Annotated in this window: 17 protein-coding genes and 2 tRNA genes; 11 read left to right on the top strand and 8 right to left on the bottom strand. The window is 71.7% G+C overall.

Features of this window, described 5'->3' with window-relative positions; translation table 11 throughout:
• Positions 1 to 47: 47 nt before the first annotated feature.
• Positions 48 to 1,475, top strand: coding sequence for an LLM class flavin-dependent oxidoreductase (locus Q9R28_RS08900; protein ID WP_066653028.1), 1,428 nt, complete (start codon positions 48 to 50; stop codon positions 1,473 to 1,475).
• On the top strand, positions 1,472 to 2,794 hold the full coding sequence (locus tag Q9R28_RS08895) for an acyl-CoA dehydrogenase family protein (protein ID WP_311205914.1): 1,323 nt from the start codon (positions 1,472 to 1,474) through the stop codon (positions 2,792 to 2,794). The genes Q9R28_RS08900 and Q9R28_RS08895 overlap by 4 nt, the downstream gene beginning before the upstream one ends.
• 179 nt (positions 2,795 to 2,973) lie before the next feature.
• On the opposite strand, the gene Q9R28_RS08890 is transcribed toward Q9R28_RS08895, so the two are convergent.
• From Q9R28_RS08890 to Q9R28_RS08870, 5 genes are all read right to left on the bottom strand, one after another.
• Positions 2,974 to 3,318, bottom strand: coding sequence for a metallopeptidase family protein (locus Q9R28_RS08890; protein ID WP_311206000.1), 345 nt, complete (start codon positions 3,316 to 3,318; stop codon positions 2,974 to 2,976).
• Positions 3,319 to 3,393: 75 nt separating this feature from the next.
• Positions 3,394 to 3,469, bottom strand: a tRNA-His gene (locus tag Q9R28_RS08885).
• A 75-nt stretch (positions 3,470 to 3,544) separates the two neighbouring features.
• Entirely contained in the window at positions 3,545 to 4,183 is a 639-nt protein-coding gene (gene orn, locus Q9R28_RS08880; protein WP_066653036.1) for an oligoribonuclease, read from the bottom strand.
• 1,013 nt (positions 4,184 to 5,196) lie between these two features.
• Positions 5,197 to 6,435, bottom strand: coding sequence for an MFS transporter (locus tag Q9R28_RS08875; RefSeq protein WP_311205913.1), 1,239 nt, complete (start codon positions 6,433 to 6,435; stop codon positions 5,197 to 5,199).
• On the bottom strand, positions 6,432 to 6,881 hold the full coding sequence (locus Q9R28_RS08870; RefSeq protein ID WP_311205912.1) for a MarR family transcriptional regulator: 450 nt from the start codon (positions 6,879 to 6,881) through the stop codon (positions 6,432 to 6,434). Before Q9R28_RS08870 ends, Q9R28_RS08875 begins: the two co-directional genes overlap by 4 nt.
• Positions 6,882 to 6,942: 61 nt before the next feature.
• Here Q9R28_RS08870 and Q9R28_RS08865 point away from each other — a divergent pair, with 61 nt between their 5' ends.
• The 3 genes from Q9R28_RS08865 to Q9R28_RS08855 all read left to right on the top strand — a co-directional run bounded on the left by Q9R28_RS08865 (position 6,943) and on the right by Q9R28_RS08855 (position 8,055).
• On the top strand, positions 6,943 to 7,233 hold the full coding sequence (locus Q9R28_RS08865; protein ID WP_311205911.1) for an oligoribonuclease: 291 nt from the start codon (positions 6,943 to 6,945) through the stop codon (positions 7,231 to 7,233).
• Between the two features lie 29 nt (positions 7,234 to 7,262).
• On the top strand, positions 7,263 to 7,523 hold the full coding sequence (locus tag Q9R28_RS08860; protein WP_066653047.1) for a co-chaperone YbbN: 261 nt from the start codon (positions 7,263 to 7,265) through the stop codon (positions 7,521 to 7,523).
• A gap of 459 nt (positions 7,524 to 7,982) precedes the next feature.
• A tRNA-Arg gene (locus Q9R28_RS08855) sits at positions 7,983 to 8,055 on the top strand.
• A 59-nt stretch (positions 8,056 to 8,114) separates the two neighbouring features.
• Here the strand turns inward: Q9R28_RS08855 and Q9R28_RS08850 are convergent.
• Entirely contained in the window at positions 8,115 to 9,287 is a 1,173-nt protein-coding gene (locus tag Q9R28_RS08850; protein ID WP_311205910.1) for a hypothetical protein, read from the bottom strand.
• A 169-nt stretch (positions 9,288 to 9,456) separates the two neighbouring features.
• Positions 9,457 to 9,822 (bottom strand): hypothetical protein, encoded by a 366-nt coding sequence (locus Q9R28_RS08845; RefSeq protein WP_209683505.1) that lies wholly within the window; start codon positions 9,820 to 9,822, stop codon positions 9,457 to 9,459.
• A 74-nt stretch (positions 9,823 to 9,896) separates the two neighbouring features.
• Between Q9R28_RS08845 and msrA the strand changes: the two genes are divergently transcribed.
• From msrA to Q9R28_RS08820, 5 genes are all read left to right on the top strand, one after another.
• Positions 9,897 to 10,424, top strand: coding sequence for a peptide-methionine (S)-S-oxide reductase MsrA (gene msrA, locus Q9R28_RS08840; RefSeq protein WP_066653055.1), 528 nt, complete (start codon positions 9,897 to 9,899; stop codon positions 10,422 to 10,424).
• 37 nt (positions 10,425 to 10,461) lie between these two features.
• Positions 10,462 to 10,665 carry a hypothetical protein gene (locus tag Q9R28_RS08835; RefSeq protein ID WP_081984725.1) on the top strand — a complete coding sequence of 68 codons (204 nt, stop codon included), beginning with the start codon at positions 10,462 to 10,464 and terminating at the stop codon, positions 10,663 to 10,665.
• A gap of 117 nt (positions 10,666 to 10,782) precedes the next feature.
• Positions 10,783 to 11,493: a single-stranded DNA-binding protein gene (locus Q9R28_RS08830; protein WP_209683502.1), complete on the top strand. Its 711-nt coding sequence runs from the start codon at positions 10,783 to 10,785 to the stop codon at positions 11,491 to 11,493.
• A 216-nt stretch (positions 11,494 to 11,709) separates the two neighbouring features.
• On the top strand, positions 11,710 to 13,395 hold the full coding sequence (gene ettA / locus Q9R28_RS08825; RefSeq protein ID WP_209683500.1) for an energy-dependent translational throttle protein EttA: 1,686 nt from the start codon (positions 11,710 to 11,712) through the stop codon (positions 13,393 to 13,395).
• Between the two features lie 3 nt (positions 13,396 to 13,398).
• Positions 13,399 to 13,881, top strand: a complete 483-nt coding sequence (locus Q9R28_RS08820) for a thioesterase family protein (RefSeq protein ID WP_251154763.1) — start codon at positions 13,399 to 13,401, stop codon at positions 13,879 to 13,881.
• A 122-nt stretch (positions 13,882 to 14,003) separates the two neighbouring features.
• Here the strand turns inward: Q9R28_RS08820 and Q9R28_RS08815 are convergent, their stop codons facing one another.
• On the bottom strand, positions 14,004 to 14,861 hold the full coding sequence (locus Q9R28_RS08815) for an acyl-CoA thioesterase II (protein WP_066653071.1): 858 nt from the start codon (positions 14,859 to 14,861) through the stop codon (positions 14,004 to 14,006).
• Positions 14,862 to 14,904: 43 nt separating this feature from the next.
• On the opposite strand from Q9R28_RS08815, the gene Q9R28_RS08810 reads away from it, so the two are divergent.
• A complete protein-coding gene (locus tag Q9R28_RS08810; protein ID WP_209683494.1) occupies positions 14,905 to 15,606 on the top strand; it encodes a hypothetical protein in 702 nt (233 codons plus the stop codon).
• Positions 15,607 to 15,609 lie beyond the last annotated feature (3 nt).

Genomic DNA, 15,609 nt, shown 5'->3' with positions numbered 1-15,609 from the left:
GTCACGTCATGACCGTCGGCGGTGGCTCCCCGGACACCATGGGGGGCATGAGCGATGCACCGACCCGTCCGCTGCGCTTCGCGGCCTTCGTCATGAACACGACGTCGCACATCCAGCACGGCCTCTGGCGGCACCCGGACGCCCGGCAGGCGGACTTCGACGACGTCACGCTGTGGACCGACCTCGCCCGGACGCTCGAGCGCGGGAAGTTCGACGCGATGTTCTTCGCGGACGTCGTCGGCACGTACGGCCCCGCCCGCGGCGACTACGCGACGAACCTCCGCGAGGGGCTGCAGATCCCCTCGAACGACCCGTCCGTGCTGCTCTCCGCGCTCGCCGTGTCGACCGAGCACCTCGGCCTGGCGTTCACCTCGAGCGTCATCCAGGCGCACCCGTTCGACTTCGCCCGCAAGGTGTCGACGCTCGACCACATCACCCGCGGCCGCATCGGGTGGAACGTCGTGACGAGCGCCCTCGACAGCGCCGCCCGGAACTTCGGCGCCGACCGGCTCGAGGAGCACGACGAGCGCTACGCCTGGGCCGAGGAGTACCTCGAGGTCTGCGCCAAGCTGTGGGAGGGGTCGTGGGAGGACGGCGCCGTGCTCAAGGACCCGGTGCGCGGCTACGCCGACCCGGAGCTGGTGCACCGCATCGACCACCACGGCAAGCGGTACGACGTGCAGGGGCCGCACCTCAGCGCGCCGTCACCCCAGCGGACGCCCGTGTTGTTCCAGGCCGGGTCGTCGCCGGCCGGCCGGGCCTTCGCCGCGCGGAACGCCGAGGCACAGTTCATCCTCACCTCGAACCGGGACGCCACCGAGCAGCTGATCCGCGAGACCCGCGACCTCGCCGCCGCCGTCGGCCGACGCCGCGAGGACATCGCGTTCTTCCTCGGCCTGACCTTCGTCACGGGATCCACCGAGGCCGAGGCGAAGGCGAAGGAAGCGGAGATCGACGAGTACCTGGCCGCCGACGGCTTCCTCGTGCACTCGAACCTCGGCTTCGACCCGGACACCGGCGAGCCGCTCGACCCGGCGACCCCGCTGTCCGAGGTCCGGACCCAGGCCGGGCAGTCGCACCTGCAGTGGCTCCGCGAGGCCGCCGGCGACCGCGAGCCGACCATCGCCGACCTCGCCCGGCTCTCCGCCAAGCTCCGCGCCCGGGTCGTCGGGACGCCCGAGCAGATCGCGGACGAGCTCGCCGCGTGGCAGCGGGTCGGGGTCGACGGCGTGAACGTCATCAACTGGACGCTGCCCGGCTCGTACGAGGAGTTCGTCGACCACATCGCGCCGACCCTGCAGGAGCGCGGACTCATGCAGTCGGAGTACCGGGAGGGCACCCTCCGCGAGAAGCTCTTCGGCCACGCGCAGCTGCCCGACTCACACCCGGCGAGGCGGTGGCGCGGCGCGTTCTCCGGCGGCGCGGCCGGGACCGGTGCGGACGAGGCGCGCGACGCCGTGGAGGTGACCGCATGACGGACGTGACGACGAGCGCCGGGGGTGCGCCGGGCCTCCCGAGCGACCGTCCGGAGGACGTGACAGTGAGCGCCGGGGGTGAGCCGCGCCTCCCGGCCGACCGTCTCGCAGTCCTGCGTGCGCGCTTCGCGCCGGTCGTCGAGGCGATCCGCGAGGGCGCGGTCGCGCGCGAGCTGGCGTCCGGCACCCCTGGCGACCGCGACCTCCCGCACGCCGAGGTGCGCGCGCTGGCGGACGCGGGCTTCGGGCGGCTGCGCGTGCCCGAGGAACGCGGTGGCTTCGGCGTGACGCTCGTCGAGCTCGCGCACCTGGTGGCGGACCTCGCGGCGGCGGACTCGAACATCGCGCACCTGTGGCGGGGACACTTCGGGTACACGGAGCTCGTGCTCCTGCGTCCGGACTCGCCCGCTCGGGACGAGTGGCTCCAGCGCATCGTCGACGGGGCGATCGTGGGGAACGCGACCTCGGAGCGGACCGGCACGACGCTGGCGGACATCTCGACGACCGTCGCTCCCGACGACTCCGGCACGTGGCGGCTCGACGGGCGGAAGTTCTACTCGACCGGCACGCTCTACGCCGACTGGATCTACCTGGCGGCCGACCGCGACGGCGAGCGGGTGACCTTCGCCGTGCCGACCGGTGCACCGGGTGTGACCGGCGTCGACGACTGGGACGGCTTCGGGCAGCGCCTCACCGCTTCGGGGACGACCGTCTTCGACGGCGTCGCGGTCGACCCGGCGGTGGTCTCGGCCTACCGGGACGCGCCGCTCTCGCACATCCAGGCCTTCTACCAGCTGTACCTGCTGGCGGTCCTCGCCGGGATCGGACAGGCCGTCGTCGACGACGCCGTGGCGTTCGTCCGGCCGCGGACCCGCACGTACATCCACGCGAACGCCGCCGTACCGGGGGAGGACCCGCAGGTGCTGGCCGTGCTCGGACGGCTGTCGGCGGGGGCGTTCACCGCGCGGTCGCTCGTCGTCGCGGCGGCAGGGCTGCTCGACGGGGTCGTGGCGACGAACGAGCCAGGGGTGGGCGTCGACCACGCACTGCTCGATGCCGCCGAGAACGCCGTCTACCAGGCGCAGGTCGAGGTCGGGCCGCGGGTGCTGCAGGCGGCCACGGAGTTGTTCGAGGTCGGTGGGGCCTCGGCGGCCGACCGGACGCGGGCGCTCGACCGGCACTGGCGGAACGCCCGGGTGGTGGCGTCGCACAACCCTGCCGTCTACAAGGAGCGACTCGTGGGGGAGTACGTGCTGCACGGGCGGGGGCCGGTGGACGCGTGGGAGCGGTACCACGAGGTGGGGCCGACGCGGTTCTGAGGGCGCCGCGCGCGGCCGCGGCGCGTGCGCACGCGTGCGCGCGGCGCGCCGCGCGCGCCGCGCGCGGCGCGTGCCGCCAGCGCGAGTCTCGGCCCCGCGGACACGTTCGCGCCTCCGGGACCGCGAAACCGTCCGCCAGCGCGAGTCTCGGCTCAGCGGGAGTCGGCAGCCGGGCGCCTCTACGCCCAGCCGAGCTCGTGCAACCGAGCGTCGTCGATGCCGTAGAAGTGCCCGATCTCGTGGACGAGCGTGGTGTGCACCTCGTCCCGAAGTTCCTCGACGGTGTCGCACTCCTCGAGGTGCTGCTTCCGGAACACCACGATCCGGTCGGGGAGCTCGCCGAACCCGTACTGCCCGCGCTCGGTCGCGGCGACCCCGTCGTAGTACCCGAACAGGTCGGAGCCGTCCTCGGGCTCGTCCTCGACGACGAACACCACGTTGTCCAGCCCGTCGACCATCTCGTCGGGCAGCCGTTCGAGCTCGTCGGTCACGAGCTGCTCGAACTCGTCGGCGGACATCTCCATCACGGACTCGATGGTGGCACACGACCATCCGAGAACTGCGAAGGCCCCGTCCTTCGGGACGGGGCCTTCGACTTCTGGGGTGAATAACGGGTCTCGAACCCGCGACCTCCTAGACCACAACCAGGCGCTCTACCAACTGAGCTATATCCACCATGTCCGAACCGGCTGACCGGCGCGACCACTCAATAGTAGTACATGCCGGAGGCCGCGACGACCACGCGTGTCGCTACTCCGCCGTGGGCTGCCCGAGCCGCGGTTCCCACTTCTCGACCACCTCGGCCGCGACGGCGCGGACGTCCTCGGTCGTCGGGCCGGGCTCCGGGATGAAGCCGGCGCGACGGTAGTACTCGAGCTCGCGGATCGACTCGAGGATGTCCGCGAGGGCGCGGTGGCCGCCGTGCTTCTCCGGCGCGTTGAAGTACACGCGCGGGAACCAGCGGCGGCAGAGCTCCTTGATGCTCGACACGTCGACGCTGCGGTAGTGCAGGTGCCCGTCGACGCGGGGCATGTACTTCGACAGGAAGGCGCGGTCCGTGCCGATCGTGTTGCCGGCCAGCGGCGCGCTGCCCTCGGCCGGGACGTGCTGGAGGATGTACTCGAGCACCTGGTACTCGGCGTCCGCCAGCGAGACACCGTCCGGGATCGCCTCGGCGAGGCCCGAGGTCGCGTGCATGTTCGTGACGAACTCGTTCATGTTGTCGAGCGCCGACTGGTCGGGCTTGATCACGATGTCGAACCCGGGGTGCACGGGGACGAGGTCGAAGTCCGTGACGACGACGGCCACCTCGACGAGTTGGTCGACCTCGACGTCGAGGCCGGTCATCTCGCAGTCGATCCAGACGAGGCGGTCGTTCGCAGTTGCCATGTCCTCGATCCTATTCCGCACGGGTGACGCTCCCGCGCCCGGTCCCGAGGCTGTGGAGCGATCCCGGTCGGCACCGTGCCGGCTCCGCTCGAGGCGACACCGGGACGTCGTGGCCGCACGGCTGCACCTGGCCGAGCGGGCGGAACCCGCAGCCGCGAGACGACCCGTCTGCAGGATCCGCCCGCTCGCGGCGCGCGCGGTCCGGATCCAGGTGGGCCGTGCCTCCCGGTCGGTCCGTGAGCGGGCGGAACCGGCAGCCGCGATCCGGAACGGCGGCAGGATCCGCCCGCTCGCGGCGCGCGGTGCGGCTCGACGTGCACCGTGCCTCCCGGTCGGTCCGTGAGCGGGCGGAACCGGCAGCTGCGATCCGGAACGGCGGCAGGATCCGCCCGCTGGCGACCGGGCGGTCCCTGCAGTGTCACGGCGCGCCTCCAGGTCGGCCGGTCCAGGCGCGCGGGCGGAATCGTCGACCGGGCGATCATCAGGGCTCGCCTTCCGCCCGCTCGCGTTCACGCGGCTGCCCTCACCACCGGTCTGGAGGCTCGACCCGCGTCCGACGATCTGCTCCGGCCCGTCCTCCGGTTGCCCAGCGGGCGGAACCGGTCGGGCGGACGGCGTCGGCCCGGCGCATCCTGCCCGCTCGCGCGGCTCGCGCGGCTTGCCGAGCGCACTCGGCCCCGAGGACCCTCCCAGCGCGCCCGACGGGTCCACCCTTGAATCTCCATCCACTCGCCCACGCGCGCCCGCACATGACGAACGGGCGAGACCCGCGACCGGACCCGAGTCCCGACCGCAGCCCTCGCCCGCAGCGAAGCGCACCGGGCGCGAGCAGGCTCACCGCCCACCCGCGCTCGCGCCGAGCTCGAGCAGGCTCATCGCCCACCCGCGCTCGCACCGAGCTCGAGCAGGCTCATCGCCCACCCGCGCTCGCACCGAGCGCGAGCGGGCTCACCGCCCACCCGCGCTCGCACCGAGCGCGAGCGGGCTCACCGCCCACCCGCGCTCGTGTCGACTCAGACCATCTCGCCAGCCGAGATCGCCTCGGCCTCGACACGCTCCGCCTCGGCCCCGTCGTCGACCCGCCGCAGCACCTTGGTGGTCAGCACCACGACCACGAACGCGACCGCCACCGAGACCCCGGCGAACACGTAGGCCGCCGACGGCGAGAACGAGTCGGCGAGCAGCGTCGCCACGGGGGGGGCGATCGCACCGCCGATGAAGCGCACCGCGGAGTACGCACTCGATGCCACCGAGCGGGGGAGGTCCGTCGCCTCCATCACGCACTCCGTGAGCACCGTGTTGAGGACACCGAGCACGAGGCCACCGATGACCACGCAGATGATGAGCCCGGCCTGCGAGGTCACGACGACCGCCGCGGCGAACAGGTCGAGGGCGAGGAGCGGCAGCGCGATCTTCAGCACGGTCGTGCGGCGCATGCGCGCGGTCAGCATCGGGGCGACCCACACGGAGGTGATCGCGAGCCCGACGCCCCACCCGAAGAAGGTGAAACCGATGCCGAGTGCGCCGAAGCCGAGCGGGAACGGCGTGTACGCGAGCAGCACGAAGAAGCCGATGTTGTAGAACAGCGCGGTCACCGCGAGGGCCGCGAGCGCCGGCTGTCCGAGGGCGCGGAACGGTGCCGAGAGCTTGGTCGGCGTGGGCTTCTCGAGTCCGGAGGTCTTGAGCAGCGCGACGACGGCGATGAACGCGATCGCCATCAGGGTGGTGACGCCGAAGAAGGGACCGCGCCAGCTCACCGACCCGAGCAGTCCGCCGACCAGGGGCCCGACGGCGATGCCGAGGCCGAGCGCTGCCTCGTAGAGGATGATCGCCGACGCGGTGCCGCCGGACGCTGCACCGACGATGGTCGCGAGTGCGGTGGAGATGAAGAGCGCGTTGCCCAGGCCCCAACCGGCGCGGAAGCCGATGATGTTCCACACGCTGCCCGAGGTCGCTGCGAGCACCGAGAAGACCACGATGAGCGCGAGCCCGATGAGCAGGGTGTTCTTCGCACCGATGCGGCTCGACACCCAGCTGGTGAAGAACATGGCGACGCCGGTGACCGCGAGGTAGCTCGTGAAGAGCAGTTCGGTCTGCGCGGCGGTGGCGTGCAGCGACGTCGCGATCGCGGGGAGGATCGGGTCGACCAGGCCGATGCCCATGAAGGCGACGACGCAGGCGAACGCGATCGCCCAGACGGCGGACGACTGCTTGAGGATGCTGCCGGACGCAGCGGGTGCGTGGGCGTTCACGCGTGGATCTCCGTTCTGGTGGGGTTCGTGGTGGTGCGCGAGGCGATGATGGCGGCGGCGTCGCGCAGGACGTCCCAGTCGTCGTCGTCGAGGTCGGCGAAGACCGGTCCGACGGAGTCGGCGATCGTCGCGCGCCAGGTGGCGAGCCGCTCGCGCCCTGCGTCGGTGAGCTCGATGAGCTGTCCGCGTGAGTCGTCGGGGTCGACGGTGCGCGAGAGCAGACCGTCGGTGAGCATGCCGGCGACGATCCGGGTCATCGTGGGCTGTGCCACACGGGACGCGGCGGCGAGCTCACCGAGGCGCAGCGGCTGCTCGGTCTCGAGGATGCCGAGCGTGCGCCAGACCGCGGCCGAGGTTGAGTCGCCGGAGGCCTGCGCCGCAGCACGGACCAAGCGGTTGACCGAGATGATCAGCGTCTCCAGCGCCTGCGCCCGTGATGCTTCCATGTCTGAACTATATAGCGGTGCTATACATCCGTCAACAGGGCGCCCCTGGTAGAAGGGACGCATGAGCGACATCACCATCCACGAGGGCGACGAGTACACCGCGATCTTCCACGGCGGTCCCTTCGACGGCACGACCGACACCCGCACCGCCACGAGCGACGCGGTCGACGACGAGGTCACGGTGTACGCGGACGTCGAGGGCCTGCAGACGGCCTTCGCCTACAAGGCCACCACGACCCGTCAGGTGCTCGACCAGACCTCGGTCGAGTACGAGTACGACGCCGCGGACTCCGATCCGGTCGACGACCTGCAGGACCGCGGGGACCGCAGCGGCGAGTTCGACCGGGAGTAGATCGCGCGCCGCGCACGTTGCACCGTCCCGTGCAGCTCGACCTCTGGACCTCCGCCTTCTGCGCCCCGTGCGCAGCCGCCCGCCGTGTGAGCGGTGAGGCAGCGGCGCTCGTCCCCGGGCTCCGGGTCACCGAACGCGACGTCGCGGCACACCCTGACACTGCAGAGGACCTCGGCATCCGATCGACCCCCACGATCATCGTGCGTCGGGACGACGGTGCCGAGGTCTTCCGTTCGCCGGGCGTCCCCTCACGGGACCAGCTGCTGGTGGCGGTCGCGAAGGCGCTCTGAGCGGACCCGGTCGGGAGGCACGGGTCACGTCCGCCTCGTCCGGTCACCGTGCAGGCGTGCTCGGCCAGGAGGCGCGGTGCATGTCCGCCACGTCGGTCGCGCCGGCAGCGCGTGCCCTCACGCGAGCGGGCGTTCCCTGCTGTCCGGCGGTGCCGCGCTGACCGGTTCCGCCCGCTCGGTGCGCCGGTCGTCCGGGCTGCCGGGCGTTTCCGCGCGGGCGGGCGTTCCCTGCTGACCGGCGGTGCCGCGCGGACCGGTTCCGCCCGCTCGGTGCGCCGGTCGTCCGGGCTGACCGGTGCGACCCCGGCGGGCGTGCCCTTCGTGCTCACCGGCGGCACACGCCGCACCCCTTCCGCCCGCTCGGGACGGACGAGCGGTCGGGCGCGATCGCCGAGCGCCGGCCTCGTGCGTGGCAGTGCAGCGCCCCGACGACCGACGGCGGTAGAATCGTCGCCGCTCGCCTCCGTAGCTCAGTGGATAGAGCAGGTGGTTTCTACCCTCCGTGTCGCGGGTTCGATTCCTGCCGGGGGCACACGCGACGAGAGGCCGCCATCCGTCGGGATGGCGGCCTCTCGTCGAACGGGGGAGGTCTCAGTCGTCCTCGGCTGCTCGGCGTCGCAGCTCGCTCGCGCTGATGGGCTGGGTGTACGGCGAGGCGTCGTCGTCCTCTCGAGCACCCGGCGTCGCGTTCGCCGCCCCGGGCCGGTCGAGCCCGGTCGCTGACGTTGCGGCACGGTTCACGTGGGCGTCAGCCGACGTCGGGCTCGCGACCCGGGGCGCGGAGGTCGGCCGGTCGTCGGAGCGGGCATCACCGCCACGATCGGTCACGTCGACCTCGCCGGAGTCCGAGGAGTCGTCGCTGCGCGAGCCGAGGTCGTTCCGAGCGCTCGGAGTCGTGCCGTTCCCCGGACGCGCCGACGCGATCGGCGACCCGAGCGGAGGGCGGACCGGCGTGCCGTCGAGCTGGACCGTCTCGCGGTCGCCGTAGGGGCGCGTCCGGTTGTCGGCAGCACCTCGGACGTCGTCGATCGGGGTGGTGGCGTCCTGGTCGACCGTCGCCGCGGCGGTCGGGCCCGAGGTGCGGCTCGCCGACGTCCCCGCCGCAGGGGAACCGACGGGAGACTGCTGCGGCGCAGGACGGAGCGAGGTGGTGGTCGGCGTCGGGCGCGACGGGGCCGTGCTGGCGTCTGCCTCGGCCGACCGCTGCTGCTGCTGCTGACCGGCGTTCCAGTCCTGCTGGCGGGCGATGAGGTCGGCGTCGGGGTCCGGAGAATCGAACTTCCAGCGTTCGAGATCGGCCTTGAACAGCTTCTTCGCGCGACCTGGCTTGCCGTTCCACTCGAGCAGACGGTCGCGGAGTTCGCCGAGCGACTGGTCTGCCTGCGAGGTGAAGGTCGAGGAGTTCCGCTTGATGTCGGCGATCTCGTGCTGCACCCAGTCGGCGGCCAGCGGAGCACCGCTCACCGGCAGGAGGCGCAGCCGCACGTCGGCGTCCTCGGCGAGGTGGTCGGCGTAGGCACGTTCCTCGTGTCCGAGTGCTCCCCAGCGTGAGGCCTTGCGCGCCGCGGTGACCACGCCCGCCACCGCTGCGTTCCGGCTCTCGCGGTCGTGGAGCGCGACGACGCGCTTCGTTGCCGCGCGTCCGATCAGCGCGGCGATCACTCCGGCGACGACGATCGCGACGAAGGGGATGATCGCGCCGGACAGCACGCGCCATCCCTCGTCGGATGCCGTCCAGTCGGTCAGGTCGTTCCACCAGTCCATGGGCGAACCCTACGCAGCGTGCGACGCAGAACCGCGGAGGTCGGACGGCGTTCCGTCGAGCCGGGCTGCGCTCCGTCGAGCCGGGCTGCGCTCCGTCGATCGGGGCGGCGTTCGCTCACGCGCAGCGGTGTTCCTTCGAGCGGCGCGGTCGAAGTGCGCGGGCGGCTGGTCAGCCCCAGCGCAGGCAGTCGACGGCGTCGTCCGCCGACCACACGTTCGGCAGCTCGACGAACCGTCGCTCGACCGCCACGTAGCGACGGGCGCGGTAGGCCGTGCCGCCCGCGACGTCCACGCGGTCGACGTACCCGACGATCTCGCCGTTGGTGCGGGTGACCCGGCTGAGGTCGTCCCGCACGTCGAGCACGCGCAGGTCGCCACGGCTGCGTGCGACCGGCGTGGAACGGATCCGGAACGCTGGTTCGGTGCTGGTCTGCACGGGTGCCTCCTGCTGGTTCGTCGTGGTCTTCGTTGCCTCGACGGTACGGCTGACCACCGACACTCCACGGCCGTGCAGTGGCGTCAGGGGAGCGCTCACGGCGAGGACGATGCTGTGCAGGAGACGTACCCCCGCCCCGTGTTCCGTGAGCGCAGGAGGGTACGGTGGCGCGCATGACGACGTTCGTGCTCGCAGGTGGATGCTTCTGGTGCCTCGACGCGGTGTACCGCACGTTGCAGGGTGTGCAGGACGTGGTGTCGGGCTACACCGGCGGCGTGGTCGAGGACCCGACGTACGAAGCGGTCTGCACCGGTGCGACCGGTCACGCCGAGGCGGTCGCGGTGACCTTCGACGAGTCGGTCATCCCCGCCGACGTCGTCCTCGACGTCTTCTTCACGCTCCACGACCCGCGGCAGCTGAACCGCCAGGGCGCGGACGTCGGCACCCAGTACCGCTCGGCGATGTTCCCGGCGGACGACGAGCAGCGAGCGCTGTTCGAGCACGCGGTGCAGCGCGCTGCGGACATCTGGGACGGCGGGATCGTGACGACGATCGAGCCGCTCGGTACGTTCTTCCGTGCGGAGGAGCACCACCAGGACTTCTTCGCGAAGAACCCCGGTCAGGGCTACTGCCTCGCGGTCGCGCTGCCCAAGGTGAACAAGGTCCGCAAGGCCTACAGTCAGTACATCCTGGCGTCCTGAGGCACGGACGTCGGGGCCACGAGGAGGTGGTCGAACGATGATGGACAACACCGGGACCTGGGTGGCCGTCGGTCCGGCGGGCGCGGTCGGGAGCATCCGCCGCGCGTCGGACGGCTTCCACGTCGAGCTCTACGGTCGACGGGGCCGAGGCGGGACCTACCCGTCGCTGGAGACCGCGAAGGGTGCGGTCCACGCGGCGCTCGGGCCTCTCGCCGACCGACCCGAGTTCCGCGCGCACTGACCCGCCAGCCCGGAGGTTCGGGGGAGTCTTCCTCCACAGCCCACCTCGACGAGTCGGCTGCTCACAGATCGAGCCCCGGGTCGCAAGTGCGGCCCGGGGCTCGCAGACGATCGAGTCATGAACGACACGATCACCGTCTGCGGCATCGTCGCGACCGAACCCCGGCACCTCGTCACCGACACCGGCATCGCCATCTCGAGCATGCGCCTGGCGTCCCCCTCCCGTCGTTGGGACCGCAGCACGTCGTCGTGGACGAACGGTCCGACGAACTGGTACACGGTCACCGCCTTCCGGTCCCTCGCGGCGAACGTTCACAAGTCGCTGAAGAAGGGCGATCGCATCCTCGTGACCGGACGCGTCCGGATCCGCACCTGGGAGCGTGACGGACGGAACGGGACCGCGGTCGAGATCGACGCCGACGGCATCGGGCACGACCTCGCCTGGGGCATCAGCAACTGGATCCGCGTCCCGCGGCACGTCGGCGACTCCAACGCGGGTCCCGGGGTGCCGCCGGGGGTGCCGACGGTGGACCCGGACACCGGCGAGGTGACGGGCACGGTGCCCGAGGACGACCACGCGACGCCCGTGCTCGGCGGGGACGGCGACGATGCGCTGCCCGGGGCAGCAGACGGGACCGTGCTGGCGCGCCACGGCGTCCGGGACGGCGGCGTCCTGAGCGTCGGCATCCCGGGCGACGGCGTCGCGGACGGCGGCGACCCGGGTGACAGCGGGGCGCGGGCAGCCGGAGGGGTCGCCCCGGTCGTGCCCGGATCCCGAGAGCCCGAGCCGGGGGCAGACGGCGACGCCGACGCCCGTGCCGTCGCATGAGTCGTCGCACGGGTCATCACCGGGACCGTCGGCGACGCACGACAACCGCGCCCTGCCCATGCCGGCCGTCTCGGCGCGAGGCACACGCGTCCTGCCGGTGCCGGCCGCCTCGGCGCGCGCCCCACCGTGGTCCTGTCGGCGCCGCCGACCCGCGCGCCCTGCGCCGCGGCGCAGGGGGGAGCGGTGACGTGCCCGGGTCAGTAGACTTGCGCCGATATGGCTGAGTACATCTACCAGATGGTCCGCGCCCGCAAGACGGTCGGCGACAAGCTGATCCTCGACGACGTCACGATGTCGTTCATCCCCGGCGCCAAGATCGGCGTCGTGGGGCCGAACGGCGCGGGCAAGTCGACGATCCTGAAGATCATGGCGGGTCTCGACCAGCCGTCCAACGGCGAGGCGAAGCTCACGCCGGGCTTCTCCGTCGGCATCCTCATGCAGGAGCCCGAGCTCGACGAGTCCAAGACCGTGCTCGAGAACGTCCAGATGGGCGTCGGTGCGATCAAGGGCAAGCTCGACCGCTTCAACGAGATCTCCGCGCTGATGGCGGAGCCGGACGCCGACTTCGACGCCCTCCTGGCCGAGATGGGCACCCTGCAGGAGGAGATCGACGCGGCCGACGCGTGGGACCTCGACTCCCAGCTCGAGCAGGCCATGGACGCGCTGCAGTGCCCGCCGGCTGACGCGCAGATCGCCAACCTCTCGGGTGGCGAGAAGCGCCGCGTGGCGCTCTGCAAGCTGCTCCTCGAGAAGCCCGACCTGCTCCTGCTCGACGAGCCCACCAACCACCTCGACGCCGAGTCCGTGCTGTGGCTCGAGCAGCACCTGTCGAAGTACCCCGGCGCAGTGCTCGCCGTCACGCACGACCGGTACTTCCTCGACCACGTCGCACAGTGGATCGCCGAGGTCGACCGTGGTCGCCTGTACCCGTACGAGGGCAACTACTCGACCTACCTCGAGAAGAAGCGCGAGCGTCTCGAGGTCCAGGGCAAGAAGGACGCCAAGCTCGCCAAGCGTCTGTCCAGCGAACTCGAGTGGGTCCGGAGCAACTCGAAGGGCCGCCAGGCGAAGTCGAAGGCCCGTCTCGCCCGGTACGAGGAGATGGCTGCCGAGGCCGAGCGCACGCGGAAGCTCGACTTCGAGGAGATCGTCATCCCCGTGGGCCCGCGTCTGGGCTCGCAGGTGATCGACGCCGAGAAGCTCCAGAAGCAGTTCGGTGAGCGCGTCATCATCGACGGCCTGTCCTTCACGCTGCCCCGCAACGGCATCGTCGGGGTCATCGGTCCGAACGGCGTCGGCAAGACCACGCTGTTCAAGACCATCGTCGGCCTCGAGCCGCTCGACGGCGGCCAGCTGCGGATCGGCGACACGGTCGACATCTCGTACGTCGACCAGAGCCGCGGCGGCATCGACCCGAACAAGAACCTGTGGGAGGTCGTCTCCGACGGCCTGGACTTCATCCAGGTCGGCAAGACCGAGATCCCGTCCCGCGCCTACGTCTCGCAGTTCGGGTTCAAGGGTCCGGACCAGCAGAAGAAGGCCGGTGTGCTCTCCGGTGGTGAGCGGAACCGCCTGAACCTGGCGCTCACGCTCAAGCAGGGCGGCAACCTCCTGCTCCTCGACGAGCCGACCAACGACCTCGACGTCGAGACCCTCGGCAGCCTCGAGAACGCCCTGCTCGAGTTCCCCGGCTGTGCCGTGGTCATCACCCACGACCGGTGGTTCCTCGACCGCATCGCGACGCACATCCTCGCGTGGGAGGGCGTGAACGAGGACGGTACCCCGAACTGGTACTGGTTCGAGGGCAACTTCGAGGCCTACGAGGAGAACAAGCTCGTGCGCCTCGGCCCGGACGCGAACAAGCCCGGTCGCTCGACGTACCGCAAGCTCACCCGCGACTGACCCGTGGCGAGGCTGCACGCTCCCGTCCGCATCCGGTGGAGCGACATCGACGCGTACGGCCACGTCAACAACTCCGCGATGCTGCGCCTCCTCGAGGAGGCGCGCATCGCGGGGTTCTGGGGCCACGACCCCGCCGACGTCGCGCCGGAGGACGACCTGCCGGACCCGATCATCGACGGCCGGCCCGGCTCCGGGACGATGACGGTCATCGCTGCACAACGTCTCGAGTACCTCGCATCGATCCCGTACCTGCGCCGGCCGCTCGACGTGCAGATGTGGATCGGACGCATCGGTGGCGCGAGCATCGACGTGTCGTACGAGATCTGGTCACCCGTCGGAGTCGAGCCGCAGGTGCTCTACACGCGCGCCACGACCGCCTTGGTGATGGTCGACGCGGCCTCGAACCGGCCTCGGCGCCTGTCCGAGGCCGAGCGCGCCGCCTGTGCGCCGTTCGTCGAAGCGCCCGTGCAGTTCTCCCGCCCGTAGCGGCGGGACCGCCGGCGCAGTTCTCGAGCCCGTAGCCGGCTGGACCGCCGGCGCAGTTCTCGAGCCCGTGGCGGCCAGGACGGGCGGCACCGTGTGTCCGCCAGGAGCGGGCAGGGCAGCCGTCAGCGCGGCACGCGCAGCATCCCCTCCTGCGCCACCGAGGCCAGCAGCCGACCGTCGCGCGCGAACATCCGCCCGAACGCCAGTCCCCGGCCGCCCTGGGCGCTCGGGGACTCCTGTGCGTACAGGACCCAGTCGTCGGCACGGCCGTCGCGGTGCCACCACATCGCGTGGTCGAGGCTCGCGCTCTTCACTCCCGGCGTGCCCCAGGCGACGCCGTGCCGCCGCATGATCGGCTCCAGGATCGACATGTCGCTCGCGTAGCCGAGCACGGCCCGGTGCAGCGACGGGTCCTCCGGCAGGTCACCGTCGACGCGGAACCACACCGCCTGGTGCGGGACGCGCTCGCCCTGTACGTCGACGAACACCGGGCCCTCGACGTGCCGCAGGTCGATCGAGCGTTCCGCCCAGGCCTGCGCCACGGGGTGGTCGATCGCGGACAGGATCGACGCGGCCGAGGGCAACGACTCGGGATCGGGGGTACCGACGGGGAACGGGTCCTGGTGCTCGAGTCCGTCGTCCGGTCGCTGGAAGGAGGCGATCATCGAGAAGATCGGCACACCGCGTTGGTAGGCCTGGACACGGCGCGTGGCGAACGAGCGGCCGTCGTGGATGCGCTCGACGGCGAAGGTGATGGGCACGTCGATGTCACCGGGACGCAGGAAGTACCCGTGCATCGAGTGGATGCCGCGGTCCTCGATCGTGTGCTGCGCGGCGACGATGCACTGCGCGAGCACCTGTCCGCCGAAGACCCGGCCGCCGGGCGACCAGTGGCTGGCACCGGTGAGGATCGTCTCGCCCGTGCTCGCGCCGGTGTCCTGCAGGCGGAGGGTGCTGAGGAAGTCGGGTTCGCCGTTCACCCCCGCAGTCTACGAACCCGTCGCCGGTAGGATCGGTGTCGACATGGGCACCTCGTTCACGCTTCCCGACGCCGCTTCGCTCGGCGATCTCCGCACCTACCTCGGACGCGCTGCCCGGATCGAGGACGGCTCCGTGCGGCTCATCGCCGACTCCGGCGTCCTCGCCGTCTACGCCGCGATCCTCTACCCGGTCGGGCTCCTCGACGAGCTGCCGACCGTGCTCGGTCTCCGCACCTTCTCGCTGACCGAGCCAGCGACGATCGACGCGGTCGTCCCGCTCGCCTCCCTGCGGGAGCGGCTCCGTGTGCTGGCCGAGGAACAGGACGCCGCCGGTGCCGACGGTGCCGACCCGACGCGACCGACCCCGATCGAGGTCGGGCTGCCGCACGAGGTGCACACCGTGACGTGGGCCGCGATCTCGCCGCCCCGCGGGGGATGGGTGCCGCTGCCCGACGTCTCGCCGGAGCTGCTCCGCCGCGCTGCCCGCGACGGGATCGCCGAGGTCGCGGACGCCGTCCCGTCGAACGCCGGTGACGCCATCGTCCGCCGCATCCGCGCCGAGGTCTGGGGCCGTCCCGTCCCCGGGATCGAGCACGTCCCCGCAGCAGCCGGGTTCGCGGGGGAGAGCCTCGGCTTCCTCGGCCACGATCCGGTCCGGCTGTTCGAGACCGGCCCCTGGAGCCGCCTGACGACGTCGCGCGGGCACATCCTGGTGAAGCGACGCGCCTGGAGCCTCGACCACTAGTGC

Origin of the sequence: Curtobacterium sp. BRD11 (assembly GCF_031844345.1) — a bacterium.
Taxonomy (GTDB): domain Bacteria; phylum Actinomycetota; class Actinomycetes; order Actinomycetales; family Microbacteriaceae; genus Curtobacterium.
Note: the sequence above shows the minus strand (reverse complement) of the source record. Positions and strands in the feature narration are given on the sequence as shown.

Bases quoted from the DNA above. Each gene is read 5' to 3' on its own strand.
- Q9R28_RS08900 (WP_066653028.1), top strand. From the start codon at position 48: ATGAGCGATGCACCGACCCGTCCGCTGCGCTTCGCGGCCTTCGTCATG.
- Q9R28_RS08895 (WP_311205914.1), top strand. From the start codon at position 1,472: ATGACGGACGTGACGACGAGCGCCGGGGGTGCGCCGGGCCTCCCGAGC.
- Q9R28_RS08890 (WP_311206000.1), bottom strand. From the start codon at position 3,318: ATGGAGATGTCCGCCGACGAGTTCGAGCAGCTCGTGACCGACGAGCTC.
- orn (WP_066653036.1), bottom strand. From the start codon at position 4,183: ATGGCAACTGCGAACGACCGCCTCGTCTGGATCGACTGCGAGATGACC.
- Q9R28_RS08870 (WP_311205912.1), bottom strand. From the start codon at position 6,881: ATGGAAGCATCACGGGCGCAGGCGCTGGAGACGCTGATCATCTCGGTC.
- Q9R28_RS08865 (WP_311205911.1), top strand. From the start codon at position 6,943: ATGAGCGACATCACCATCCACGAGGGCGACGAGTACACCGCGATCTTC.
- Q9R28_RS08850 (WP_311205910.1), bottom strand. From the start codon at position 9,287: ATGGACTGGTGGAACGACCTGACCGACTGGACGGCATCCGACGAGGGA.
- msrA (WP_066653055.1), top strand. From the start codon at position 9,897: ATGACGACGTTCGTGCTCGCAGGTGGATGCTTCTGGTGCCTCGACGCG.
- Q9R28_RS08835 (WP_081984725.1), top strand. From the start codon at position 10,462: ATGATGGACAACACCGGGACCTGGGTGGCCGTCGGTCCGGCGGGCGCG.
- Q9R28_RS08830 (WP_209683502.1), top strand. From the start codon at position 10,783: ATGAACGACACGATCACCGTCTGCGGCATCGTCGCGACCGAACCCCGG.
- ettA (WP_209683500.1), top strand. From the start codon at position 11,710: ATGGCTGAGTACATCTACCAGATGGTCCGCGCCCGCAAGACGGTCGGC.
- Q9R28_RS08810 (WP_209683494.1), top strand. From the start codon at position 14,905: ATGGGCACCTCGTTCACGCTTCCCGACGCCGCTTCGCTCGGCGATCTC.